Source organism: Pseudonocardia sp. NPDC049154 (genome assembly GCF_040648315.1).
Classification (GTDB): Bacteria; Actinomycetota; Actinomycetes; order Mycobacteriales; family Pseudonocardiaceae; genus Pseudonocardia.
This window is the reverse complement of sequence record NZ_JBEZDN010000004.1, coordinates 152,409-175,300: the sequence shown is the minus strand read 5'-3', so window position 1 is coordinate 175,300 and position 22,892 is coordinate 152,409. Positions and strand designations below refer to the sequence as shown.

19 protein-coding genes are annotated in these 22,892 nt (G+C 71.2%); 10 read left to right on the top strand and 9 right to left on the bottom strand.

Translation table 11 applies throughout. From position 1 onward, the window contains the following. Positions 1–330: 330 nt before the first annotated feature. From AB0B41_RS04470 to AB0B41_RS04450, 5 genes are all read left to right on the top strand, one after another. A complete protein-coding gene (locus tag AB0B41_RS04470) occupies positions 331–681 on the top strand; it encodes a hypothetical protein (RefSeq protein ID WP_358198858.1) in 351 nt (116 codons plus the stop codon). Between the two features lie 382 nt (positions 682–1,063). Then, entirely contained in the window at positions 1,064–1,882 is an 819-nt protein-coding gene (locus AB0B41_RS04465) for a DUF4397 domain-containing protein (RefSeq protein ID WP_358198855.1), read from the top strand. A gap of 2 nt (positions 1,883–1,884) precedes the next feature. Beyond that, complete coding sequence (locus AB0B41_RS04460) at positions 1,885–2,592, top strand: class F sortase (protein WP_358198854.1); 708 nt, start codon at positions 1,885–1,887, stop codon at positions 2,590–2,592. Between the two features lie 80 nt (positions 2,593–2,672). Beyond that, positions 2,673–3,338, top strand: a complete 666-nt coding sequence (locus AB0B41_RS04455; RefSeq protein ID WP_358198852.1) for a sigma-70 family RNA polymerase sigma factor — start codon at positions 2,673–2,675, stop codon at positions 3,336–3,338. Next, complete coding sequence (locus AB0B41_RS04450) at positions 3,319–4,047, top strand: anti-sigma factor (protein ID WP_358198850.1); 729 nt, start codon at positions 3,319–3,321, stop codon at positions 4,045–4,047. Before AB0B41_RS04455 ends, AB0B41_RS04450 begins: the two co-directional genes overlap by 20 nt. A 243-nt stretch (positions 4,048–4,290) precedes the next feature. Here AB0B41_RS04450 and AB0B41_RS04445 read toward each other — a convergent pair whose 3' ends face one another. The 3 genes from AB0B41_RS04445 to AB0B41_RS04435 all read right to left on the bottom strand — a co-directional run bounded on the left by AB0B41_RS04445 (position 4,291) and on the right by AB0B41_RS04435 (position 6,432). Next, the gene (locus tag AB0B41_RS04445) at positions 4,291–4,875 is read right to left on the bottom strand and encodes an ATP-binding protein (protein ID WP_358198848.1); all 585 of its coding nucleotides are present in this window, start codon (positions 4,873–4,875) and stop codon (positions 4,291–4,293) included. Positions 4,876–5,163: 288 nt separating this feature from the next. Beyond that, a complete protein-coding gene (locus AB0B41_RS04440; protein WP_358198846.1) occupies positions 5,164–5,571 on the bottom strand; it encodes a VOC family protein in 408 nt (135 codons plus the stop codon). 3 nt (positions 5,572–5,574) lie between these two features. Then, a complete protein-coding gene (locus tag AB0B41_RS04435) occupies positions 5,575–6,432 on the bottom strand; it encodes a hypothetical protein (RefSeq protein ID WP_358198844.1) in 858 nt (285 codons plus the stop codon). A 158-nt stretch (positions 6,433–6,590) separates the two neighbouring features. Here AB0B41_RS04435 and AB0B41_RS04430 point away from each other — a divergent pair, with 158 nt between their 5' ends. The 3 genes from AB0B41_RS04430 to AB0B41_RS04420 all read left to right on the top strand — a co-directional run bounded on the left by AB0B41_RS04430 (position 6,591) and on the right by AB0B41_RS04420 (position 8,279). Continuing rightward, complete coding sequence (locus tag AB0B41_RS04430) at positions 6,591–6,752, top strand: hypothetical protein (RefSeq protein ID WP_358198842.1); 162 nt, start codon at positions 6,591–6,593, stop codon at positions 6,750–6,752. 9 nt (positions 6,753–6,761) lie between these two features. Then, positions 6,762–7,415, top strand: a complete 654-nt coding sequence (locus AB0B41_RS04425; RefSeq protein WP_358198840.1) for a transposase — start codon at positions 6,762–6,764, stop codon at positions 7,413–7,415. Between the two features lie 183 nt (positions 7,416–7,598). Then, complete coding sequence (locus tag AB0B41_RS04420; RefSeq protein WP_358198838.1) at positions 7,599–8,279, top strand: response regulator transcription factor; 681 nt, start codon at positions 7,599–7,601, stop codon at positions 8,277–8,279. 378 nt (positions 8,280–8,657) lie between these two features. On the opposite strand, the gene AB0B41_RS04415 is transcribed toward AB0B41_RS04420, so the two are convergent. The 4 genes from AB0B41_RS04415 to AB0B41_RS04400 form a co-directional block, all read right to left on the bottom strand. Further along, positions 8,658–9,002 (bottom strand): VOC family protein, encoded by a 345-nt coding sequence (locus AB0B41_RS04415; protein ID WP_358198836.1) that lies wholly within the window; start codon positions 9,000–9,002, stop codon positions 8,658–8,660. 589 nt (positions 9,003–9,591) lie between these two features. Beyond that, positions 9,592–10,188, bottom strand: coding sequence for a hypothetical protein (locus AB0B41_RS04410; protein WP_358198834.1), 597 nt, complete (start codon positions 10,186–10,188; stop codon positions 9,592–9,594). Between the two features lie 421 nt (positions 10,189–10,609). Beyond that, positions 10,610–11,149 carry a CAP domain-containing protein gene (locus tag AB0B41_RS04405; RefSeq protein WP_358198832.1) on the bottom strand — a complete coding sequence of 180 codons (540 nt, stop codon included), beginning with the start codon at positions 11,147–11,149 and terminating at the stop codon, positions 10,610–10,612. A 1,126-nt stretch (positions 11,150–12,275) separates the two neighbouring features. Then, entirely contained in the window at positions 12,276–12,464 is a 189-nt protein-coding gene (locus AB0B41_RS04400; protein ID WP_358198830.1) for a hypothetical protein, read from the bottom strand. Between the two features lie 863 nt (positions 12,465–13,327). Here AB0B41_RS04400 and AB0B41_RS04395 point away from each other — a divergent pair. Then, positions 13,328–18,289 carry a Pls/PosA family non-ribosomal peptide synthetase gene (locus AB0B41_RS04395; RefSeq protein ID WP_358198828.1) on the top strand — a complete coding sequence of 1,654 codons (4,962 nt, stop codon included), beginning with the start codon at positions 13,328–13,330 and terminating at the stop codon, positions 18,287–18,289. A 143-nt stretch (positions 18,290–18,432) separates the two neighbouring features. Here AB0B41_RS04395 and AB0B41_RS04390 read toward each other — a convergent pair whose 3' ends face one another. Continuing rightward, positions 18,433–18,648, bottom strand: a complete 216-nt coding sequence (locus AB0B41_RS04390; protein ID WP_358198826.1) for a hypothetical protein — start codon at positions 18,646–18,648, stop codon at positions 18,433–18,435. Positions 18,649–19,081: 433 nt separating this feature from the next. Here AB0B41_RS04390 and AB0B41_RS04385 point away from each other — a divergent pair, with 433 nt between their 5' ends. Continuing rightward, positions 19,082–21,559 (top strand): DUF2156 domain-containing protein, encoded by a 2,478-nt coding sequence (locus AB0B41_RS04385; RefSeq protein ID WP_358198824.1) that lies wholly within the window; start codon positions 19,082–19,084, stop codon positions 21,557–21,559. An 18-nt stretch (positions 21,560–21,577) separates the two neighbouring features. Here the strand turns inward: AB0B41_RS04385 and AB0B41_RS04380 are convergent, their stop codons facing one another. Further along, entirely contained in the window at positions 21,578–22,891 is a 1,314-nt protein-coding gene (locus tag AB0B41_RS04380) for an alpha/beta hydrolase-fold protein (protein ID WP_358198822.1), read from the bottom strand. Position 22,892 lies beyond the last annotated feature (1 nt).

Below are 22,892 nucleotides of genomic sequence, written 5' to 3'. Positions count from 1 at the left end.
GAAGACGATCGCTTCGCTGGCAATGTTCGCGGAACTCTGCGCGCAGAATTTCCAGCCCCTGCATGCACAGCCAAACGCGTAGATTGTGCGGGCGGTGCCGGGGCAGTCGCCCGTCGCAGTCGTAGCCCTTTGCACGCGCTTGGCCTCGCCGGCTACCCGCAGGGCAACGGGCAGCAGCCCCGCCTACGCGGTGGTCACCTGCAACGGCTCCAACACTCAGCAGCACTTGCCCACGGAGGTTTGGTGCTCCATCCCGCCCCGTGCGGGATGGGGCGCTTTCTCGTTCCAGGTCTCCGAGCCGCCGCTGTCGGATCCGGCAGGATCCCCCACATGAGCGACGACCCCGCCCGCGACGCGATCGACGCGGCCGCCGAGCAACTCCGCACCGCCAACCACGCCATCCCGCTCGGCCCCCGTACCCCGCAGGCCGCGTACGAGCGGGTCGGCGCCCTCGCCGAGATCCTCACGAAGCTCGAGCAGACCCTGCGGGTCACCGGCGACCAGCTCGACCGGCTGACCTCCGGCCAGGGGCTCAGATCCGACGACGTCACCCCGGCCGGGTCGCACGCCCGGATCGCCTCCCAGAACCTTCATTTCGCCGTCGACCGGGTCTCCGCCGCTCTCGCGCAGGTCAACACCGCCCGGTCCCGGCTCTCGCACATACGCACGGAAGAGACCTGAGCGGATCGATCGCGTCCGGCCCGTCTGATCGCTTTCGAACATACGCGCCAGCGTTCTCGCGCGCTGTGCTTCCCCGCAGGACCACATGCTGGTGCCGCACGAAGGGGACGCCCATGTCCAGGGCCAGCGAACAGCGAGCCGCTGCTGAACCACGCACTCGGCGCGGCGCGCCACCACCTCTCACGCCGAGCGTACCCATCAGCATCCCCGTCACCTGCTCGATCACCGACCGGAAGGCGAGCCGGCGCTCGACAAATCGCGCCAAACTTTCTTCAACTCGGGTGCATCCGCAGGTGGGCGTGCGCCGGTAGTGCGGGGTGTCAGGAGCCGGCCGGGCCTCGTCGACGAGGCCCGCGGTTCTACCCCTTCACGAGGAGATCCGATGCGACGCCTCACCCTCGCCCTCGGCGGACTGCTCACGGCGTGCGCCGCCGCCGTCGCGACCGCCCCGGCCGCGACCGCCCAGGAGACCGGCACCGTGCACGTCGTGCACGGCATCCCGGACACCCCGGTGGACGTCTACGTCGACGGGCAGCGTGCGCTCGACGACTTCGCCCCCGCCACCGTCGCGGGCCCGGTCGACCTGCCGGCCGGGACCAGGACCGTGGCCCTCTTCCCGGCCGACGCGGCCGACGGCTCCGGAGCGCCGCTGCTGTCCGCGCAGGCGGAGGTCCCGGCCGGCGGCGACGTCACCCTCGCGGCCCACCTCGACGCGAACGGCGCCCCGACGGTCACGCCGTTCGTCGACGACGTCTCGGCCGTGCCGGCCGGGCAGGCCCGGCTGGTCGTCCGCCACACGGCCGCCGCGCCGGCCGTCGACGTGCTGGCGAACGGCAGCCCGGCGCTCACCGGGCTGACGAACCCGAACCAGGCCGCGGCCGAGGTCCCGGCGGGCACCCTGTCCGCCGCGGTCGCCGCCGCGGGCACGACCGAGCCCGTGCTCGGCCCGGCCGACCTGACCCTGGCCGAGGGCACGGCGACCTTCGTGCACGCGATCGGCTCGCTGCAGGCGAACAACCTCAAGCTGGTGACCTTCACCGTCGACGGCCTGCACAGCGCCCCGGCCGGCGTCCCGGCCGGGGCCCCCTCGGGCGCCCCTGGCGGCGACGGCGGTTGGCCGGCGATCGGCGCGGCAGCCGGTCTTGCGCTGATCGGGGCCGGCGCGGTCGGCCTGCGCCGCACGCGCGCCGCGCGCTCCTGACCGTGACGCGCACGCGAGCCCCGGGTCCGGTCAAGGGTCGGGTCGCGAGAGGGGTCGCGGCCCTGGTCGCGCTGGTCGCGGGGCTCGCGCTGCTCGCCGGGACGGGGGTGGCCTGGGCGCTCCGGGTCGCCCCCGCTCCGGCGCCGGCGGGCCCGGTCGTCCCGGATCGGGTCGCGGCCCCGGCGGGGGATCCCGGAGCAGCCGGACCCGTCGCCGCCGAACCGGTGGGGCTCACCGTCGACCGGGCCGGGCGGACGCTGCTGGCCGCGCCGGTGCTGCCGGTGGGGGTGGACGCCACCGGGGCGATGGGCGTGCCGGAGGAGGTCGCGACGGTCGGCTGGTACCGCTTCGGCCCGGCCCCGGGCGCCGGCACCGGCTCGGCGGTGCTGGCCGGGCACGTCGACGACCGGGTGCAGGGGCCCGGCGCGTTCCACGATCTCGCCGGGCTCGCACCGGGCGACGTGGTCACGGTCCGCCGCTCCGCCGCCCTGGCGGTCCGGTACGAGGTGCGCGAGGTGCGCGCGGTGGACAAGCAGGCGCTCCCGGCGGGCGAACTGTTCGCCCGCGACGGCCCGCCCCGGCTGACCCTGGTGACGTGCGGTGGGCCGTTCGACCGGGCGACCCGGTCATATCGGGACAACGTCGTGGTCACGGCCGTACCGCTCGGCCCCCTCGTTGCGCTCCCTGCGCTGCCGGCGGGGACGTCGTGAGCACACCGCCGGCGTCGTCGGGATGCCCGGTTCGTCAGGCCCTGCGATGCTCGTCCGGTGACACGCCGACGGACACCGGGATGACGGAGATCCTGCCGCCGGGCGCCCCGCGGGAGCCGCGCAGCGCCGCGGACCCCGCGCGGCCGCCGTCACCGGCGAGCGGGTCGACCGGGTCGACCGGATCGGCACCGGCGGAGGGCCCGGACGGGGAGATCGCCCTCCGCCTGCGCGCCGGCGACCCGGAGGCGCTGCGCCTGGCCTACGACCGGCACGCGCGGGTGGTCCACACCGTCGCGCTGCGGGTGCTGCAGAGCCACCACGACGCCGAGGACGTCACCCAGCAGGTCTTCGTGCGCGCCTGGCGCGGCCGCGGCGGCCTCGACCCGGAGCGCGGCGGGCTCGGCCCCTGGCTGATCGGGATCACCCGGCGGCAGATCGCCGACCGGCTGGCCCTGCGCGCGCGGGAGCGGGCGGCCGCCGAGGGGGCGGTGCGGGCCGGGCCGCCACCCCCGCTGGCGCCGCGGCCCGAGCAGGTCGTCGACGTCGTCGTCGTGGCCGACGAGCTGGACCGGCTGCCCGAGACGCAACGTAGGGTGGTCCGGCTGGCCTTCTACGACGACCTCACCCAGCAGCAGATCTCCTCGGTGACCGGGCTCCCGCTGGGCACGGTGAAGAGCCACCTCCGACGCGGGGTGGACCGGATGCGACGACGATGGGAGGCGGGCGGTGCGGCACCCGGGGCCTGACGAGCTCGTCGACGCCGCCCTGTCGGCGCGGGATCCGGATCCGGGGACCGAGGCGCACCTGCGCGGGTGCCCCACCTGCCGTGCCGAGGTCGAGGCGCTGCGGGGCACGGCACAGCTGGCCCGCGAGGGCGCGGACCGGCCGCTGCAGGACCCGCCGCCCGCCGTGTGGGAACGCGTCGCCGGCGAGCTCGGCCCCGAGCTGACCGGCGGCCCCGCGGCCCCGGTCGGGTCCGGCACCGTCACCACGCTGCCCTCCCGGCGCCGTGGCCCCCTGCTGCTCGCCGCGGCCGCGCTGGTCGTGGGGCTCGCGGGCGGGGCGGGTATCGGGCTGACGCTGGGCCCCGGCGACCCGGAGGTCCCCGACGCGTCCGGCGCCGTGCCGCTGGTCGCGCTGGACCCCGACTCGGGGACGACCGGCAGCACCGGCCTCGCCGAGAGCGGCGGGCGCCGGGTGCTGACGGTGGCGCTGGAGCGCGGGTCGGTCCCGGCCGGCGGCTACCTGGAGGCCTGGCTGATGGACGAGGGCGCCACCCGGCTCTACGCGCTGGGCGGGCTCACCGCCGACGGTCCGGACCGCTGGACGGGCCGGTTCGTGCTGCCCCCGGACCTCCCGCTCGACGTCCTGGACACCGTCGACGTGTCGGTCGAGCACTTCGACGGCGACCCCGGCCACTCCGGCGAGAGCTTGGTCCGGGGCCGCACCACCTAGCGTGAGAATCTGGGCAGAGCGCGGATTCCCGGGTCACGACGTCCGGTCGCCGCAGCTAGCCGGCTCGGGAGAACCTCGGGAGAACCCTCGGCTTCTCCTGGCCCGACCTGCTCTGGCGGGGCGCAGACCACGACGGAACCCGCCTCCGGCATCAAGCTCCTCACCGAGAGCGCCGAAAGTGGTCGTCACGCCATCAGGCCCCTCAGCCCGCCGCCCGCCTCACGACGACGCGGCCCGTCCACATCAACGCGACGCGTCGACCGGATGAGTCGTCAGCGTCACCTCAGTGCCGACCTCGCCGCCTCCCGCCGCGGGATCGCCGGACCGCAGCGTCGCCGTCGCCATCAACCCGACCATCAGGTCCAGACCGCGTCCCCGGGGCCCCGGGTCGGTGGGCTTGGGCTGCCACCGCCCCCAGTCCCGCACACAGATCCGCAGGTGGCGTTGTCGCCCATCCGCGCTCAGCACCTCGACAGTGATCTCCACCTCGGCAGGAACTTCGACATTGACCAGGTCATCGACCAGGTCCTCCACGCGAACCTCACCGTCATCGGCCGCGAAGCCGGCGACCGGGTCAGCACCGCTGGGACGGTCCTGAGCCTCCTCATCCGAGTCGCTCGCTCGATAGGCGTGCTCCACGGCGTTGCTCACCGCCTCATCGACCGCGAGGACGATGTCTGCGGCTTCCTCCTCCGGCCACCGCAGAGCAACCAGCCACCGGCGCAGCTCAGCCCGTACCCGTCGCGGCGTCGCCAACGACGCCGGCGCTCTCAACCGCCACCGGCCGGCCACCAGATCACTTTCAACGTCATCCAGCACGTCGTTCACAGATGAGTCCACGACGCCGCCCTAGCTCATGGAGGGGAGTCTTCTGCTGCAGGGGCAAAGCTTGCCGCAGGACCCGAGCGACCTGCAGGGCCAGAGGGGCGTAAAGCAAGACTCGAACCTGCTCAATTCGGCCGAACCGCGCAGACTTCCCGCGCAGACTCCGGGCCGTCCGGACCCCTTGTCGTAGACGAGCCAGATCCGCAGGCATGGTCGCGGCGTGCTCGGCCAGCCAGGCCGCCCGGTCGCCGATGTGGACGCGGGGCCGGTCAGCTCCAGGCCTGCCCGGGCTCATAGCTGCCCGGGCTCGTAGTTGCCGGCGCTCCATTCGTGCCCCTCCGGGTCGAGAACCCTGGCCCGGCGGGTGCCCCACTCGGTGTCCTCCGGCGCGAACACCGGCCGGGCGCCGGCCGCGACGGCCCGTTCGTACAGCTCATCGACATCGGCGACGCGCAGGTAGAGCCCGTTGCCGGTCGACTGCCCGCGCAGCGCCGGGATGTCGTAGTCGCCGTCGGCGCTGGCGATCATGAGCACCACCGCCCCGAGGCGCACCTCCGCGTGCAGCACCGTGTCGTGCGGGCCGTCCTGTCGGGCGACGACCTCGAACCCCACCGCCGTGAGCCATTCGAGCGCGGCGGGCGCGTCGCGATAGCTCAGGTAGGCGAACAGGACGGCGTCCGAGCCCGGCGTCTGCGGCACCGCTCAGCCCTCCGCAAGCCGGCGAAGGCGCGGACCGGGCAGCCGCATCCTCGGTCCCCACCGAAAGCCGACCGCCGCGACCAGCACGACGACCAGCCCGACGGAGGCGGCGAGCGCGAGCACCGGCTCCCCCGCCCCGCGGGCCCCGAGCGCCGCCCCGACGAAAGCCCACACGACCGCGGCGAGGTAGGGCACCAGGACCCCGGTCCAGCGCAGCAGCGCCACCGCCGTCGCGGTCGCCCCGGCCAGGATGCCCAGCTGCCCGATCAGCCCCGCCGCCCCGTCCAGCGGCGCACCGGAGCTCGCGAGGGCGGTGGTGAGGTTGAGCCAGATCGCGATGCTGCTCCACCCCAGGTAGAGCCCCAGCGTGCCCCACAGCACGGCCCGCGCGTACCGGGTCCACGCCGCGATGCGGTCCGCGTTCTGCAGGGCGACCCGGGTCGCGGCGAGTAGCCCGGCCAGCATGACCAGCAACACCGCCAGCGTCGCCCAGCGCGGTTCGAGCTCGGCGGCGATCAGCCACGCGGTGAACCCGGCGAACACCACGATCAGCGGACGGGCCAGTCGCACCCGCAGATCGCGGTCCGGGCCACCGGGCAACGCCGCCCACACCGCCCAGAGCAGCGACAGCACCTCGATCACCGCCCAGATGGAGAACGCGTAGCCGGCCGGCACGATCGGTGGTTCGCCCGCCCGGTCCGCCGTGGTGAACGCCCCGCCGCCCACCGCGGCGATCACCAGTGGAGCGGCGAGCTGCCCGAGCGCGAGCACCACCAGCGCCACCGCCCAGCCACTCCACCGACGCAGCTCTCGGCGCCTCATGGCGGCCACACCCCGGACGTCGCTGAGCAGACGTGCCATCCCGACCACCCTTCCCACGAAATCTCGATAATCAAGAGAGTCGGTTGCGGGTCGGGCCGCCGCAACTCGATCATGGATCGCAGGGTTTGCCGGTGAGCCGCCAGCGGGGCGGTCGACGGGGAAAGGTCCGTCGAGCCGAGGGACGGCCTCTCGGCCAGGTGGACATGGTGCACCGCCACGCCGTGCCGGACTTGGCGAAGGTCAGCTGGGCCTTCGTCGACGCCTACATCTCGTCGACGCTTGGTGAGCTGACGAATCAGGCGTGGGAGCGGATCGCGCCGCTGCTGCCGGCAGTGACCGGGAGGCCGGCACGGGCGTAATCACCGGTAGTGATCAACGCGATCCCGTGGCCGCGGCGCACCGGAGCGCCGTGGCGGGACCTGCCCGAGCGGTACGGCGCGTGGAAGACGGGGCACGAGCGCCTGCGCCGCTGGACCGCGTACGGCACCTGGGACCGCATCCTCGACGACGCCGCGGTCAAAGGCGGCTCCGTCGGAGCGGTCGCGTGGACCATCAGCGTCGACTCCACCCACACCCGCGTCCGGGCCCACCAGCACGCTGCCCGGGGCCCGGCAAGGGGCTGCCCCAGCGCCTGGACCCGCGACCTCGCCGTCGACGGCGACGCCCTCGGCCCGGTCCCGAGGCGGACTGACCTCGCCGCCACCGGCACCACCCGACGTGCGGGAACCCGCACGAGAGTGAGGTCCTCGCCGAGGTGGTCGGTGCCGTGGCGGGTGGTCGCCGTCGAGCCGCAGCGTCGGCTCCGGTTCTGCGGCGTGATGGGCGGGTGCTGGCAGCGCGCACCCTCTTCGCGAAGGCGACGCCGCTCACCTCGACGAGCATTTCGAGGTCGAAGCCCCCATGCTTGGCCAGCAGCTCCCGGTGGTGGCGGGCATGTTGGGCGAGGCGAGCCGGGGCTGCTGGCCACCTCCGCATCGCGTTTCTTCTGCTTGAGCGATTACGGGGGCTGTTCGCGGCGGTGACGGTCGGCGTTGCGACGGCGATGCGGGCACTTCTCAGCAAGAACCGTCGAGGCGATGAATTGGCTCGTCGGGGTTGGGGAGCGACGAAACTATGCACGGTGGGCACGTGCACGTGTTCACGACGTGAGCATGGCGCGAGAATCTACAGAAGAAGCAAAATATGGAAGACGTCGGGGAGGTCTCGTGACCATCACTGTGTTCGTCCTGGACGATCACGAGATCGTCCGGCTCGGTCTCGCCCAGCTGCTCAACGCCGAGGGCGATCTCGAGGTTGTCGGCGAGGCCGCCACCGCCGCTGAGGCGCTAGTCCGCATTCCGGCGGTCCGGCCGGACGTCGCCATCCTCGACGTACGACTGCCTGACGGCGACGGTGTGTCGGTGTGCCGGGAGGTGCGGGCCGCGATGGAGCGACCGCCGGCTTGCCTGATGTTCACCTCGCACTCCGACGACGAGGCCTTGTTCGGTGCGATTCTCGCCGGCGCCTCGGGCTACTTGCTGAAGCAGGTCGCGGGCGCCGACATAGTCGCGGCCGTACGCACTGTTGCTGCTGGCGCCTCGTTGCTCGATCCGAACGCCACTGCCATGGTGCTGAACCGCCTTCGCAACGGAAAGGAAGAGGAAACAGACGACCCTGGCTACGCCGCCCTGTCGTCACAGGAACGTCGCATCCTCGAGCTCATCGCTGACGGCCTGAGCAATCGACAGATTGGTGCGGAACTGTACCTGGCGGAGAAGACGGTCAAGAACTACGTCTCCTCGGTGCTGCAGAAGCTTGGTTTCTCCCGCAGAACCGAGGCCGCCGTCTATGCCATCGAACGCCGCGACGGCCTGCCATCTCGAGCGGCCCGGCGCCCCGGGGCCTGATTGAGACGGGGATGCACAGGGGCGCATCGGCGAATGCTGGTCCCCGCACAGGGCACTGCGATCGGAGTGGCGCCGCCTCGAAGCCAGGAGCGTGCAGCATCGACTGTTGCAGTGCGTTATGTCCGGCTGGGGCCGGACAGGGCCGAAGGTCCGTACTTCCTCGATGTCGGGACGTGTCAATCTCGGGGTACGGGGTCCGAGGGGTCCGGAACCCTCCCGCTTCGAGGCCTTGGCGGTCAAGCAGTGTGCCGCCATGGCCGAGCCTCGTCACTGCCTGCCCCTCCCCGATGGTGCAGCGAGCGGCAGCGAGTCGGTCCCATCCGGGGTGGTGCGGCCGATCGGGTCTCAGGCCGAGACAGTGCCCGAGCTGCCGTGCGGTCAGGTCCTGTAGTCGGTTTCGGCCAGGTAGAGCGGATTGCCATCGGGGTCGGTGAAGAACGCGAGCGCCAAATTGCCCTCCTCGTCGACGACGACCGGACCGCGAAACCTGACGCCGCGCGCCTCCAGCTTGGCCACGACCTCAGCGATCGGCTGGTCGACGGCGAGACCGAGGGTGATTGCACCAGGGGTTCCGGGGGCGGGGCCATGGTCGGTTGCGGGATGCAGGCCGAGGCGGAGCCCTCCGCCGGCGTCGATCTCCGCCCAGTGGTCACCGGCGCGGAAGACCAGCTCAAGCTCAAGCGCGTCGTGGTAGAAGTCCACGGCTCGCCGCATGTCACTCACGTAGATCGTGGCATTCCCGCCTCGGATCACAGCGCCAGTGTTGCCACGGCCAGCGACGGCGGCAAGACACAACACGCGATGAGCCGGCTGCCGACTTCTTTCCCTGAAGTCTCGCGGCAGCGCTATTGCCGTCCCAGAGCGCTTGACACCGACCAGCCGCCCGGGCGACGAGGGCGACTCGCTCTAAGTCAGGTGCTCATGCTGCGCACCGAGGTGCTCCGCCTCGCCACCGCGAGCCTCGAGATCGACGGCGACGCCCTGGCCCGAGCAGGTCGTGTACGCGGTCGTCGAGGCCGGCACTGCCGAGCAGGTCGTCAGCTCCTCGATGCCCGCCTCTCCGGCTCCACCGGCCAGTCTGCAGCGTGACCCGGGGCGGGCGGGATGCGCGAGCTGCTCGAGGACCGCAGCCCTGGCAGCGCGTGTACACCGTGCTCACAGGGTTCGCGGCCGTCGCTCCGACGCTGCTGTGGCGGTCGGAGTCGGTGCTGCGGGTCGCGGTGATGTCCTGCTGGGCCAATGCCGTCGCGGACTTCGCCGCCTGGCAGGTCGTCCGCGACGAAGAGCATAAGACGAGGCGAGGTGAGCCAAATCAGCTGTCGGCACCCTTTAGCCGGGTGATGAAGTCAACCAATTCCGCGGGCCTCTTCGAGCCGATGATCAGCTTCTCGCCGCTGGCGACCTGCAACTCTACCCCGCGTGCCGTTACCGGGCCGCTGGGCCGCATGATGTACAGGAACCGTCCGTTCTTGGCCGCGCTTAGACCCCAGAAATGCCACCCCCAGAATTCAGTATCGGTGAGTGAATTGTAGGAGCTTACTTTCCAGTGGACGATGTTGCTCAGGGCGACGTCCTTCTGTGTCATACGGGAAGGCAGCATGTTCCACCGGAGCGGATACACCCTGATGCGAAGACCGCCCGAGTCGACGGCGACAACGAGTTTCGTCTGAAAGTGCAGAACTACTAGAGGAACGTGGACCACGAAGAGCAGAGCGAGGGGGGCGCTGATGACCAAACCGACGCGACTGAGCGGCGGCGGACCCATGAGCCAAACCCGGCCCATGGCAGCGCCAAGAACCGTGGCGGTGAGCAGTGGGATCGCTTTGATCCATAACGGGAAGTTCTGCTCCTCGTGGAAGTAGGACCTTCCTGCCCGTCCTTCCGTGCCGAGCGCACCCGTGGCTGTCATGACCTATCTCCATTTGGTGACTGCGGGTGAAGGGTGCTCTGGGTGCAGGCCATCAGTGTCCAAAGCCTCCAACCAAAGGATCCAACCACTGATGAAGCCGCACGATAGAAAAAGCACCCGAGGAGTGAGGCGCGGCCCCCGGAGAATCCGAAGGCCGGCCTCCGCGGTGCAGTAGGGCACACCCGGCCCGGACCAAGTGTCCGCGAGCAGCACCACGTCAGCTACGCCACCCGGAAGCAGCTCAACCTGCGCGCCGGAAGGCCTGCGCCGCTGGTTTGGCGTGCACCCACGCACCGCGGGCGCCGCCGCGCGCCTTCCTGGCCTTCTGGATGACAGCGGCCCGGGGCGGCCCGACTCTGAGGACGACCGGCGGGCGGCTGTTCGTGCGGCCACGCCGCCCGAGCCCCTGCCCGCGCCGCGATCAACCGCCGAAGGTCTCCGTCCAGTACCACTTGCCGGACGCGTCGCTCTTCTCGCTGTCCAAGCCCGTCTCCTTGTACGCGCAGTTGAGGATGGCGGACCTGTGGGTAGGGCTGTTCATCCAGGCGTTGACCACTGCCTGCGCATCGGGGGCTTGCGCGACGTTCTCCCACCAGCTCGAGTAACCCAGCCCCTTCAGGCGATCGTCGATCGTGCTGCCGTTGTTCCCGTCATGGCCCATCCGGTCACGGTTGGCCTGCTCTGCACTGTGCCGACTGGCGGCGGTTTGCAGCTTGTCGACCTTCTGCAACGGCGCGCACCCAGCCTTCGCGCGCTCCTCGTTCACCAGCTTCAGCGCGAGACGATTGTGGAGTCGCTCCTTGCGCCTGTCGGCGTGGCTGTCGGCGGGCAACTGCGTTGCCGCCGCGGTGGGCGTGACAGAGACCTCGGCAGCGGCAGGTGCGGCGAGCCCGACGAGCGTGCCGGCGGCAAGCACGCCGATCAAGACCCGAGTGGATCTCTGGATGACGGTGGTGATCATGACCCCTCCTTGGTCTTCGCCGCGGTCAGGTGCCGGGGCGAAGCGCGACCAGGGTGAGGTTGGTCGGCGAGGTCAACCAGGGTGCCACCCCGACCAACGGGGGGACTCCACCCGACCCCCAAGGGCGAGGAAACCCTACGTCGCGCTGCTGCGGACGTCGCCTGCAGATCGACCGCCCAAGGCGGAGCGATGATCGTGGCCCGGCCTGGCGCCGTGATGTGCGGCCTTGCGGCAGCGGGTCGGAGCAGTAGGTGTGGCGGGGCTGGACGGGGATGGAGGTGCCTCAGCAGATCGGGCAGCGCCGGGCTGGGACTAGTTGTCACACCTGGGTGAAGATGAGCCCGCAGGTCGACTCGACCACCTACCACGATCTTCGCCTCGGACTCGCTGTACCTCACGAGGTCCTTACGGCCCTCCGCCGATGCGGCCCGCATCGTCGACGACACCGTGGACTGGTTCCGCGCCATCGAGACGGTCCGCGAGATCGGACAGCGGATCAACGCCAACGTCGTCTTCGGGCACCCCGCCGACCAGGTGAAGGAGCTGAGGGTTGGCCGCAGAACTCCTACACCTCCAGCGGTCCGACCCGGGCAGTACGCCCCCGGGCATCACGGCCGAGCCGGATCCCTCATGCAAGGCCTACATCCCCTGCCCGTATACGACTACGCCTGCTCCTGCGGGACTCGGTTCAAGCTGCTCGTCCCGTCGTGGTCCGGCACGAATACCGACTGCCGCAGTGTGTGACGCCGACCTCGCGCCGCCCCCCGGCGCCGAAGATACTGGGCCCGGCGAAGCCCCCCACCGCGATGTCCGCCGCCCGCAGTTCTGGAAAGGCGTCGGCCGGGGCGACCGCGACACGATCACCCGTTGTGCGCCGCGAGATGGACCGGCGTTAGGAGTTCGAGGCCCGCGCCCCGAGCACACCGAGCAGCGCACGACGCCGCCGTCACTCATGAGGGCGTGTTCAAGCGGGAGCTACCAACTCCCGCACCCGCCCAGCGAGGACGCTACCTCTGCCATGACAGAGGCAGCGAAGACCCGGAGCCTCGGGAGCTCTCCCACGCAGTCATGAGAGCGCACGGAGTGAGGAACCGGGACTGTGGTCGTTCCGAGGAAGAGGATCTTGTCAGAACTTGGACTTGAACATGATGAGCCACGAAATGAGCGTGACGAGCACGATCGTGGCGAGCACCCGCAGGAACGCAACGGTCGCGGCCGACATCTCCGACGTCCTCGACCCTCGATTGGCGATCAGCACCGTGGCGATCAGCAGCACTGCGCTGGCCCCGCACACCAGCCCTACGACGTTGACCATGTCCGGCCCCGCGCAACACGCACCAGGAGGCGCTGACCAATCCGGTTGGCGACCATGCCTGACCGTCGTGCGGCCGCCGCACGTGTTAGCGCTCGCTTTTCCGTTCCACCTATTCGGACGAACTCCGAGCCAGTTACCAGGAAGCAGATGCAGCGTACAACAATTAGCGATGCATTGCTCACAGTCGGCCGTCCGACCTCTGAACGCGGCCGCGGGCGACCAAGCCGGGGCGAACTCGCCAAGCGCTCCGTCCGAAGAGGGACACGTCACGAGAACGGGCATCGAAACCCAGTCAAGAGACACGTCCTGGCCGTCGCGCTGTTCTAAGCCGCACGGCCCTTCAGGAGCGTGGCGCCGGTTTTTGTCCCGTTCCTCTGTGAGGAAGCCTGTCCTCCATCACTGGGCTAAGGCACCATGCCTGCGACCGATGAAGCAGCTAATGCGAGGCTCCGTCGCCCGGCGGGGGTGAGGCTGAGCTGCAGTGGAACCGCCGGCCTCGCTCTCCCGGCAAACCGCAGACGCCCCCGGGCGGTCACAAGAGGCAGACCCCGCGGTTGCGCTCGCGACGCCCCCCAGCCCGAGTTGCCCACTACGGACGGGTTTAGTGATTGCTTTGCCTTTCGCTGACGTTCGTCCGAAATGACCGCCTGAACGCTGCCGGCAACCGCGCTTGCGCGAGGTTACTTCCGAGTCGAGGTATCCGACCCGTTGCGCAGCTCATCTGTCGGGAACAGTCTGAGTACGGCCGATTTGCCATACAGCCGGGGGGATCCTTGCTGAGCACTTCTGTCGCACTTGTGTCCCTTGATCAGCGGTATGCGCCGGCCGTGTCACCGGTCGCGTGCGGCGAGGTGGAGTGAGCGATGACGGCCCATCCCGAGAACCACGGGCGCGACTCCGAGCGCGATGCCTCGGCCTCGGCGCCCTGGGCACCCGGTGCTTTGGCCGAGTTGGTGGTTGTCGACCCGCACGAGGCGCAGGGCTGGCGGGTTCGCCGGCACGAGCGGCTCGACTTCATGTTCGAGGAGCGGTGCGACTGGATCCGGGAGTACGGCCGCGCCGGACAGCTCGCCGTCGACGGGCATGGCGTCTCCCTGACCTTCGACGAGCTCGACGCCAGCACCAACCGGCTCGCCCGCTACCTGCGGCTGCACGGCGCCGGCGCCGGCGATCGGGTCGCACTGCTGTTCGACGACCGCGTCGACGCCTACGTCGCTCTGCTCGCCGTGTCGAAGATCGGCGCCACGTGCGTGCCGCTGGACCCGGACGCGCCGGCCGATCGGCTCGCGTTCGTCCTCGCGGATACGTCGGCACGGTTCGTGCTGAGCCGCTCGCATCTGCCCGGACGGGTGGCTCCGGCGCGGGTGCTGGTCGGGGAAACAGCCGAACTGATCGCGATCGACGAGGCGTCGGCACTCATCCGCGAGATGAGCCCGCAGCGCTTGCAACCCGTCGAACGCGGGGATCCCGCGGACCGTGTCGCGTACATCGTGCACATCGCAGACGCCTCCGGCTGGTCCGAACCCGTGCTCGTCGATCACCGCGCCGTCTGTAACGCGGTGCGGATCGCCTCGGAGACGTTCGGCATCCGCGGACACCGCCTCTACCAGGGCCGGCCCCTGTTCTGCGGTAGTGGGCTCGTGGAGGTCTTGATGGCCTGGGCGGCCGGCGCCACCCTCGTTCCCGCCCCGGACGGACCCCCATTACGCGGTGCCGCCCTGCACGCCCAGCTTGCGGAGCGGCGCGTCACCGCGTTGTGCACCACTCCGACCCTGCTGTCCACGCTCGAGGCTGACCTACCGGGGCTGCAGCTGCTGGTCGTGTCCGGGGAGCCGTGCCCACCGAGTCTGGTCGCCCGTTGGCAGCGGCGCGGCCGCCGCGTCCTCTCCGTCTATGTGCCGGCCGGAACCACGGTGCCCGCAGCCTGGTCCGAGGCCCGGCCCGACGCCCCGGTCACGATCGGGCTGCCCTTGCCGACGTACGCGATCGTCGTGCTCGACCCGGATCTCCCCCGTGCCCTGCCGCGCGGGAAAACGGGAGAGATCGGGGTGGCCGGTCTCGGGCTGGCCTGTGGATATCTCGATCGCTCCGGAGCAGCCTTCGTCGAGGACTTCCTGGGCATACCCGGGAACTCGGGTCAGCGCATCTTCCGCACCGGCGATCTCGGCCGCGTCGGTTCCACCGGTGAGATCGAGTACCACGGGCCCCTCGACTGGCAGGCCGGCTCCGCCGATGCGCCGATCAATCCCACGGCGATCGAATCCGTGATGCTGGCGGCGCCCGGCGTGGCGTCGGCGGCGGTCACAGCATGTCGCTCGGGCGCCGGTTCCCCTGAAACCATCGGCTACTACACGTGCTCTGTCGAGCTGCCCGCTACCGCCGAGCAGGCGATCTGGTCGCGGCTGCGCGACCAGCTACCCGCTAGCAGCCCCCCGGTTCGGCTGCACCGGGTCGAGGCGCTGCCCCTGACCGCTGACGGACGAGTCGATCGGGCGGCTCTGGCACCGTCCCCCGCGCAGGAGATGAACCGGCTGCTCGCCGAGAACGCGCGGCTGCAGGAGCAGTTGCACGGACCGCAGGCGACGGCAGACGCCGCAGAGGTCACTGAGCCGACCGACCTGGCAACCCCTACGCCGCTCGAACCGCCGCCGGGTCAACCCCCTACCGCAGCCGAGACCGGAACACTCACTCCCGATCAGATCACTCAGCCGGCCCCGCTGCCCCCGACCGGTGCGGCACCCGCGGCGCCGACGCCAGACCAGCTCCTGGCGCCACCGCCGATCCCGCCCTCCCCGCCGACGTCATCACCCCCGGCGCCATCACCGCCGTCCTCAGCGCCTCGGCCATCGCACGCTCCAGCCCCACGACCTTCCCCCGTCCCTCGCACGCCCGCCCCGTTCCCACGCAGGCCCACGCCCTTCCCACGCCCACCCTCCTCAGCACAACCCACCTCCGCGGTAAGTCCCGCGGACTCGGCTCCGGAGCAGGTCCCGCCGGCCCCGGCCGTCGCGGTTCCGAGGCCCGTCGGACAAGAAGCGGCTCCAACCGGTGCACCGTCACCTGCGGGCCTGGCCGCCGCACTCGCCGGGGTGCTGGCCGAGGTGCTGGACGTCGAGCACATCCCGACCGACGCCCATGTGTTCGACGTCCTGGGCGCGGACTCCATGGTCATGACCCGCTTCTGCGCGCGGCTGCGCAAACGGCAGGACCTGCCCTCGATCTCGATCAAGGACGTGTACGCCCACCCGACGCTCGCCGCGCTGGCGACCGTCTTCGCCCCGTCGACCCCGGTGCGAACGCCGTGCACGCCCGGGACGGCTCCGAGCTGGGACGTCGGTGAGCTGGCGCAGATTCTCGCCGAGGTGCTCGGCGTCGACAACGTCGCACCCAACGCGAACGTGTTCGACGACCTGGGCGCGGACTCCATGACCATGACCCGCTTCTGCGCGCAGCTGCGCAAGCGCAGAGACCTGCCGGCAATCGCCATCCGCGACGTCTACGCCAACCCGACCATCGCAGGGATGGCCGCCGCGACCGTTCCGGCCGGCGCCGCGCCGAGCGAGCCAGCAACCTCGACGTCCACCTCGAGATCGACGACGCCCGTACGCCACAGCACCGTGGGCTACCTGATGACCGGTCTCCTGCAGTTGGTGACCTTCCTGCTCTACGCCACGGCCTCCGGCTACGTCCTCGACCGGATCTTCGTGTGGATCTCCTCGGCCGTGGGCTTCGTCGACGTCTACCTGCGCTCCCTCGAGGCCGGCTCAGGCGTGTTCCTGGCCATGGCCCTGCTCCCGATGGCGGCGAAATGGGTGCTCCTCGGGCGCTGGAAGGAGCGCGAGTTCCCGGTCTGGGGCCTGCAGTACTTCCGATTCTGGGTGGTCAAGACTCTGGTGCGAGCCAACCCGCTGATCTTCCTGATCGTCGGCTCGCCGCTGTACACCGGCTACCTGCGCGCCCTCGGCGCGACAGTGGGCCGCAACGTCGTCATCCTCACCCGCCACATCCCGATCTGCACCGACCTGATCACCATCGGCGCGGGCACTGTCGTGCGCAAGGACGCCTACCTACAGGGCTACCGCGTCCACGCCGGGACACTCCAGCAGGGACCCGTCACGCTCGGCCGCGACGTCGTGGTCGGAGAGAAGACCGTCCTCGACATCGGCACGACCATGGGCGACGGCGCCCAACTGGGCCACGCCTCCGCCCTGCACCGCGGCCAGATGGTGCCGGCAGGGCAGAGCTGGCACGGCTCACCCGCAGAACCGACCGACACCGACTTCCGCGCGGTCCCCCCGGCCCGGGTCAGCGCACTACGGAAGCTCACCTACGTCACCAGCCAGCTGGTCAAGCTGTTCGCGATCTACCTGCCGCTCGGCTTCGGCGGACTGTTCCTGCTGCTGACCGGGGTGCCGCGGCTGCGGGTGCTGCTCGACGCCGGGGCCCTCGGCTACACCACCACGGCCTTCTACGTCGACGCGCTCGTCGGCGCGACCGTGACCTTCTTCGGGGGGCTCGCCGTCGGCCTGGTGATCGTGCTGACCGTGCCGCGGCTGGTCGCCCCGTTCGTGCGGCCCGACCGGGTCTACCCGCTCTACGGCTTCCGGTACTCCGCGCTCCGGACGGTGACCCGGCTGACGAACCTGAAGACCTACGTGACGCTGCTGGGCGACAGTTCGTTCATCGTCAGCTATCTCTATCTGCTCGGCTACGACCTCGGGAAGATCGAGCAGACCGGGTCGAACTTCGGGTCGGCCGTCGCCCAGGAGACGCCCTATCTGGTCTCGGTGGGCACCGGCACGGTCGTCGCCGACGGGCTGTCGGTGAACAACGCCGACTTCTCCACGACCTCGTTCCGCACCGCGCGCGTACGTATCGGCGCCCACAACTTCCTCGGCAACCACATCCCCTACCCGATCGGCGGCCGCACCGGCGACGACTGCCTGCTCGCCACGAAGGTGGCGATCCCGATCGACGGCCCGGTCCGGCAGGGCGTCGGCCTGCTCGGCTCGCCTGCCTTCGAGATCCCGCGCACCGTGCAGCGCGACAAGGTCCTCGAGGTCGACGAGCGAGAACGCCGGCGCCGGCTGCACCGCAAGAACCGGCACAACCTGCTCACCCTGGCCTTCGCCCTCGTGGTCCGCTGGGCCCACGTCTACGGGCTGCTGCTGCTCGCCATGCTGGCCGTGGACCACTACACCGACTTCGGCACGCTTGCGTTCGCCGCCGAGGTCGTCGCCAGCGTGCTGTTCACGATCCTGTGGTTCGTACTCTGGGAGCGGCTGGTGATCGGGTTCCGAGGGCTCCGCCCGAAGGCCTGCTCGATCTACGACATCGGGTTCTGGCGGCACGAACGCTTCTGGAAACTCGTGGTCCCGCCGATCGAGCGGCAGCTGGCCGGCACTCCGTGGAAGAACCTCGTCTCGCGGATGCTCGGCGTCCGCATCGGCCGCCGGGTCTTCGACGACGGCGTGGCCATGACCGAGCGAACCCTCACCACGATCGGCGACGACTGCTGTCTCAACACCGGCAGCATCATCCAGTGCCACTCCCAGGAGGACGGCGCCTTCAAGTCCGACCGCACCACGCTGGGCGCCGGCGTCACCCTCGGCGTCAGTGCCCTCGTCCACTACGGCGTGACGATCGAGGATGCCGTCGAGATCGAGCCCGACTCGTTCGTCATGAAAGGCGAACAGGTCCCCGCCGGATCGCGCTGGGGTGGCAATCCCGCCGAGGAGCTGGCCGACGCCCGATCCGTCGTGCCCGCCGATGAGCAACACGGCCCCTCCATGACCGGCGTCGCGGCGCTGATCCCTCAACATTGACGGCCTCGCCGAAGCGGTATCCGCGGAATAAGGGTCCGCCCGGCGCAGAGGCGGCCACGATGGCCATCCGACTCCGAGTCGACGTAGGCGCGGACGTTCATGCATCAGAACGGCGCTGTGCACCGGCCGCGACGCTGGCCGCGTCATTGCCAGGAAGCATGCCGATGTTTGATCCGCTGACCGACCAGCGAGCCGGCGGCGATCAGGGCGCTGATGCCCACGATCGCTATCTGCACCAGGACGACCACAGCCACGACGAGGGCGCGCAGGGCAACCAGGACGACAGCGGCGACGGCCGTGAAAAAACCGAGCAGTGGCGCGCATCCGAGAAGGACGAGGAACAGCAGCAGGTAGATCATGCCGCCTCCTGGCTAGCTGGGCAGCCGGCGAGCACGAAATTCTGCCAGCCGGCTTCGAGCTCTGCCACCGCGTCCGACCGCGCGAGGGCCGGGCCTTCGTCGCGATCGGCCTGATCGTGCTCACCGGCAGCGTCGGGGCGGTGCGCAGGCGCGTCGCCCGCTGAGCCGAGCGGTCCTCGACCGGCACGCCCCCGGGGCGGGCCGTCGACCCGGCGGCCCCGTGGCGCAGGCAACGGCTGTTCGACGGGCCCGGAGCCGGGCTTCCCGTGCGCTCACCCCTCCCTGGCTGTCGTGTACATCGCAGTTGCCTAAGGTCGGACGGAGGGCGCACGTGCGCCATGGAAGGACGGGGTCGGTGGAGCAGGCGGCGGTGGTGGACCCGCACGCCTCCGACATCGCGATTCCCTCGCCACCCCGGCGCCGGGATCGTGCGGTGCGCGTCGTTCGGCGGGCTCCGCTGACGGTGCTGCTCGTGTTCGTGATCTGGGGCCTCGGTGCGGCCACCGGCAGCCTCGTGCGCGGCCCGTCGCCCGCATTGGCCGAGTTGATCGGGGCCGGGCTCGGCCCGTTGCGCGCCGGCGCCTGGTGGGGCCTGGCGACGTCGGCGCTGTGGTGTCGTGGGTTGGCGTCGTACGTCCTGTCGACCCTGATGATCGTGGTTCTGCTGCCGGTGGCCGAGCGCCGCCTCGGGAGCCTGCGTGCGGCGGGTCTGACGGTTCTGGTGCAGGTCGCCGGCTCGGCCCTGGGCCTGACCTGGGTCTGGCTGCTCGACAGGTACGCCGACGGACGCTGGGCTGATCAGCTGGGGGTCTCCGTCGCCGTGGGCCCGGGCACGGCGGTCGTCGGAGTCACTCTCGTGGCGAGTGCCTGTCTGGCCGCCCTGTGGCGACGACGGCTGCGGCTGGTGCTGGTCATCGCCCTGCTGATGTTGGCCCTCTACTCGGGATTGATCGGGGACCTGCTGCGGCTGAGCGCAGGCCTGCTGGGGCTCGCGCTGGGTGCGCTGCTGTTCGGTCGGCTACGCCGCCACGAGGTCCCGGTCGTCCCTCGGCCGTCGCGGTCCGAGCGCCGGGTCCTTGTCGCGTTCGTCGTCGCGGCGTCGGCCGTCGGTCCGCTCCTCGCGGCCTGGGCCCAGTCCCGGGTCGGGCCACTGTCGGTGCTGCGGTTCGTCTTCGCCGCTCCCGCACCCGACGCCGCCACGGTCAAGCAGATCTGCGCGGGCGCGCTCGATCCGCGTGATGTCCGGGAGTGCATGGAGCTCCGGGCACGGCTGCGTTTCTCCGGGCTCGGCCCGGCGCTGCTGTCGACCATGCCGGTGGTGCTGCTGCTCATTGCTGCCGAGGGCCTGCGTCGAGGGCGTCGTGCCGCGTGGGGCCTGGCGGTCGGGCTGAACCTCGGGCTCGCGGCGCTCGCCGTGGTGCTGATGACGAACCACGCCCAGCAGCAGATCGTCCTCGGGGCCGGAGTGCACCCGCGGGCCTGGATCGGGATCGTCCTGCCGTTGGCCCAGCCCCTGCTGGTGGTCGTGCTGTTGCTGGTGACCCGCGCCCGGTTCGACGTCCGGGCCCCGCACGGCACATACCGGACACTCCTGCAGGCCACGGCGGGAGGGCTCGTCCTCGCGACCGCCGCTCACGTGGGCCTGGGCCTGCTGCTGGGCGACGACTTCGAGCCCTCCCCCGGTGTCGGCGACCTGGTGCTCGACCTTCCGTTGCGGCTCGTCCCACCGGGCTACCTCGTCGGGGTCGCGCCGCGGTTCCTGCCCGTGGACTGGGCGTCCACGGCGCTCTTCGAGTGGATCGGGCCCGCGGTGTGGCTGGTGCTGGCGGTCGCGGCGCTGCGGACGTTCCTGCGCAGCCGCCCGGACTGCGCCGAGGCGGATCTCGCGCGGGTGCGCGCGCTCGTCGGGCAGGGGGCCGGCGGCTCGTTGCAGTACATGGCGACCTGGCCGGGCCACGCCTACTGGTTCACCCCCGACGGGACCGCGGCGGTGGCGTACCGGGTGATCGGCGGGGTGGCGGTGACCACCGGCGGTCCCGTCGGACGTCCGGCGGCGGTTCCCGACGCCGTCGCCGGGTTCGCCGCCCACTGTCGTGAGCAGGGTTGGACGCCAAGCTTCTACAGCGTCGACGCCGACGTCGACGCCGCCGCCCGGGACCTGGGCTGGAGCACGGTGCAGGTGGCCGAGGAGACCCTGCTGCCCCTACCGGACCTGACCTTCACGGGCCGTAAGTGGCAGGACGTGCGGACCGCACTGAACCGGGCTGCGAAGGCCGGCATCGTCGCGGAGTGGACGACCTTCCCTGCCGCCCCTGTCGCGATCACCGACCAGATCCGGGCGATCAGCGAGGAGTGGGTGGCCGACAAGGATCTGCCGGAGATGGGGTTCACCCTCGGCGGCCTCGACGAGCTCGCCGACCCCGAGGTGCGGCTGCTGGTGGCCGTCGATGCGGAACGCTCGGTGCACGGCGTGACGAGCTGGCTGCCGGTGCGCCGTGACGGCCGGATCGTCGCGTGGACTCTCGACTTCATGCGCCGCCGCTCGGACGATCGGTCCTTCCGCGGCGTCATGGAGTTCCTGATCGCCTCCGCCGCGACCAGCCTGAAGGCAGAGGGCGCGGAGTACCTGTCGCTCTCCGGTGCGCCGCTCGCCCGCCTCGACCGGGGCGAACCCATCGCCGGCCTGCAGAGGCTTCTCGATACGATCGGCCAGCGGCTCGAGCCCGTCTACGGGTTCCGCTCGCTACTGGCGTTCAAGGCGAAGTTCCAGCCTGAGTACCGGCCGCTCTACCTCGCCTACCCCGACGCGGCCGCGCTACCGGCGATCGGCAACGCGGTCGGCCGCGCCTACCTGCCCGATCTCCGCCCCGCCCAGGCAGCCGCCCTGGCGCGCGCCCTCTTCGCCCGCTGACCGACGCTGCCGAACGACTCACGACGGCGGAGGTTGGGGTTCGAGGATGCCGAGTCGGCCGGCGAGCCACGGCAGCGCCGCGCAGAGAGCCTCGGACGCCAGGCTCCAGCTGTGCCCGGCGGGGAGCTCGACGAGCGCGATCGTGGCCCCCGCGGCACGGGCCGCGGCGGTGACCTGCTCGGCCTGCGGCCGGTAGGTGTCGTCCTTCTGCCCGACGACGAGAGTCCCGTGCAGTTCCGGGTACGTCCGGTGGCGCAGCTCGGACAGCGGGGCGACCTCGTCGAAGGCGGCGTCGTCGCCGCCGAAGGCCGCCTCGACCGTCGAGGGCCGGTCGCCGAGGGTGGGTTCGGCCTGGCCGGAGACGTCGAGGAAGGTGGGGAAGGTGTCCGGGTGACGCAGGGCGAGCTGCAGGGCACAGGTCCCGCCGAAGGAGAACCCGCCGATCGCCATCCGACCGGTGTCGACCTTCAACGCGGACGCCGCCCAGTTCGGGACGTCGCGGGCGAGGTAGGTCTCCGCCGCCCCGAGCCGGGAGTCCAGACACATCGTGTTGGCGAGGTCGGAGCCGGTGGCGTCGGGCACGACCACCACGGGGGCGAGCCCCTGGTGCGCGGCGGCGAACGAGTCCATGACCGCGGCCAGCCGACCGGCCAGCAGCCAGTCCTCGGGGCCGCCGGGCTGCCCGGGGATCAGCACCAGCACGGGCAGTCGGGGTCGGGGAGAGGTGAGGTACGCGGGCGGCAGGTAGACCCACGCCGGCCGGGCGGTGAAGCCCGACACCGTGCCCGGCACCGTCACCTCGCTGATCGTGCCCCGGCGCGGCATGTCCGGCGGGGCTGTCCAGGTCGCCGCCAGCGGACGATCCTGTGGCGTGGTCAGCAGCGGCGCGGCCGGGACGTCCGCCAGGTCGACCTGGTTACTGAACGGCAGGCCGAGCGCGGCCCCCACGGTGGGCCGATAGCCGTACACCGCGTTCACCTTGACCGCGCCCGTCGCCAGCACGAGGAGGGCCGAGACCACGACGAGGCCGGCGCGCCACCAGCCCCGCCGGAGCTTGTGCCCCGCCAGCACGAACGCGGCCACGACCACGGCGATCCAGGCCAGGACGCGTGGCGGCAACGGATCGGGAAAGGGCCGGAAAACGGCCATGACGAGCAGGACGACACCCACCGCGACCGCGCCCGCCACCACGGCGACCGGCACGGCGCGCAGCCACCAGCGCCTCGTGCGGCCGACCAGTAGCAGCACCCCGCCCATCGCGCCGAGCACGGTGACGGTCGTCGGCAGCACCCCGGCGATCAGGGGCGCATCCAGCAGCCGCGACAGATCCATC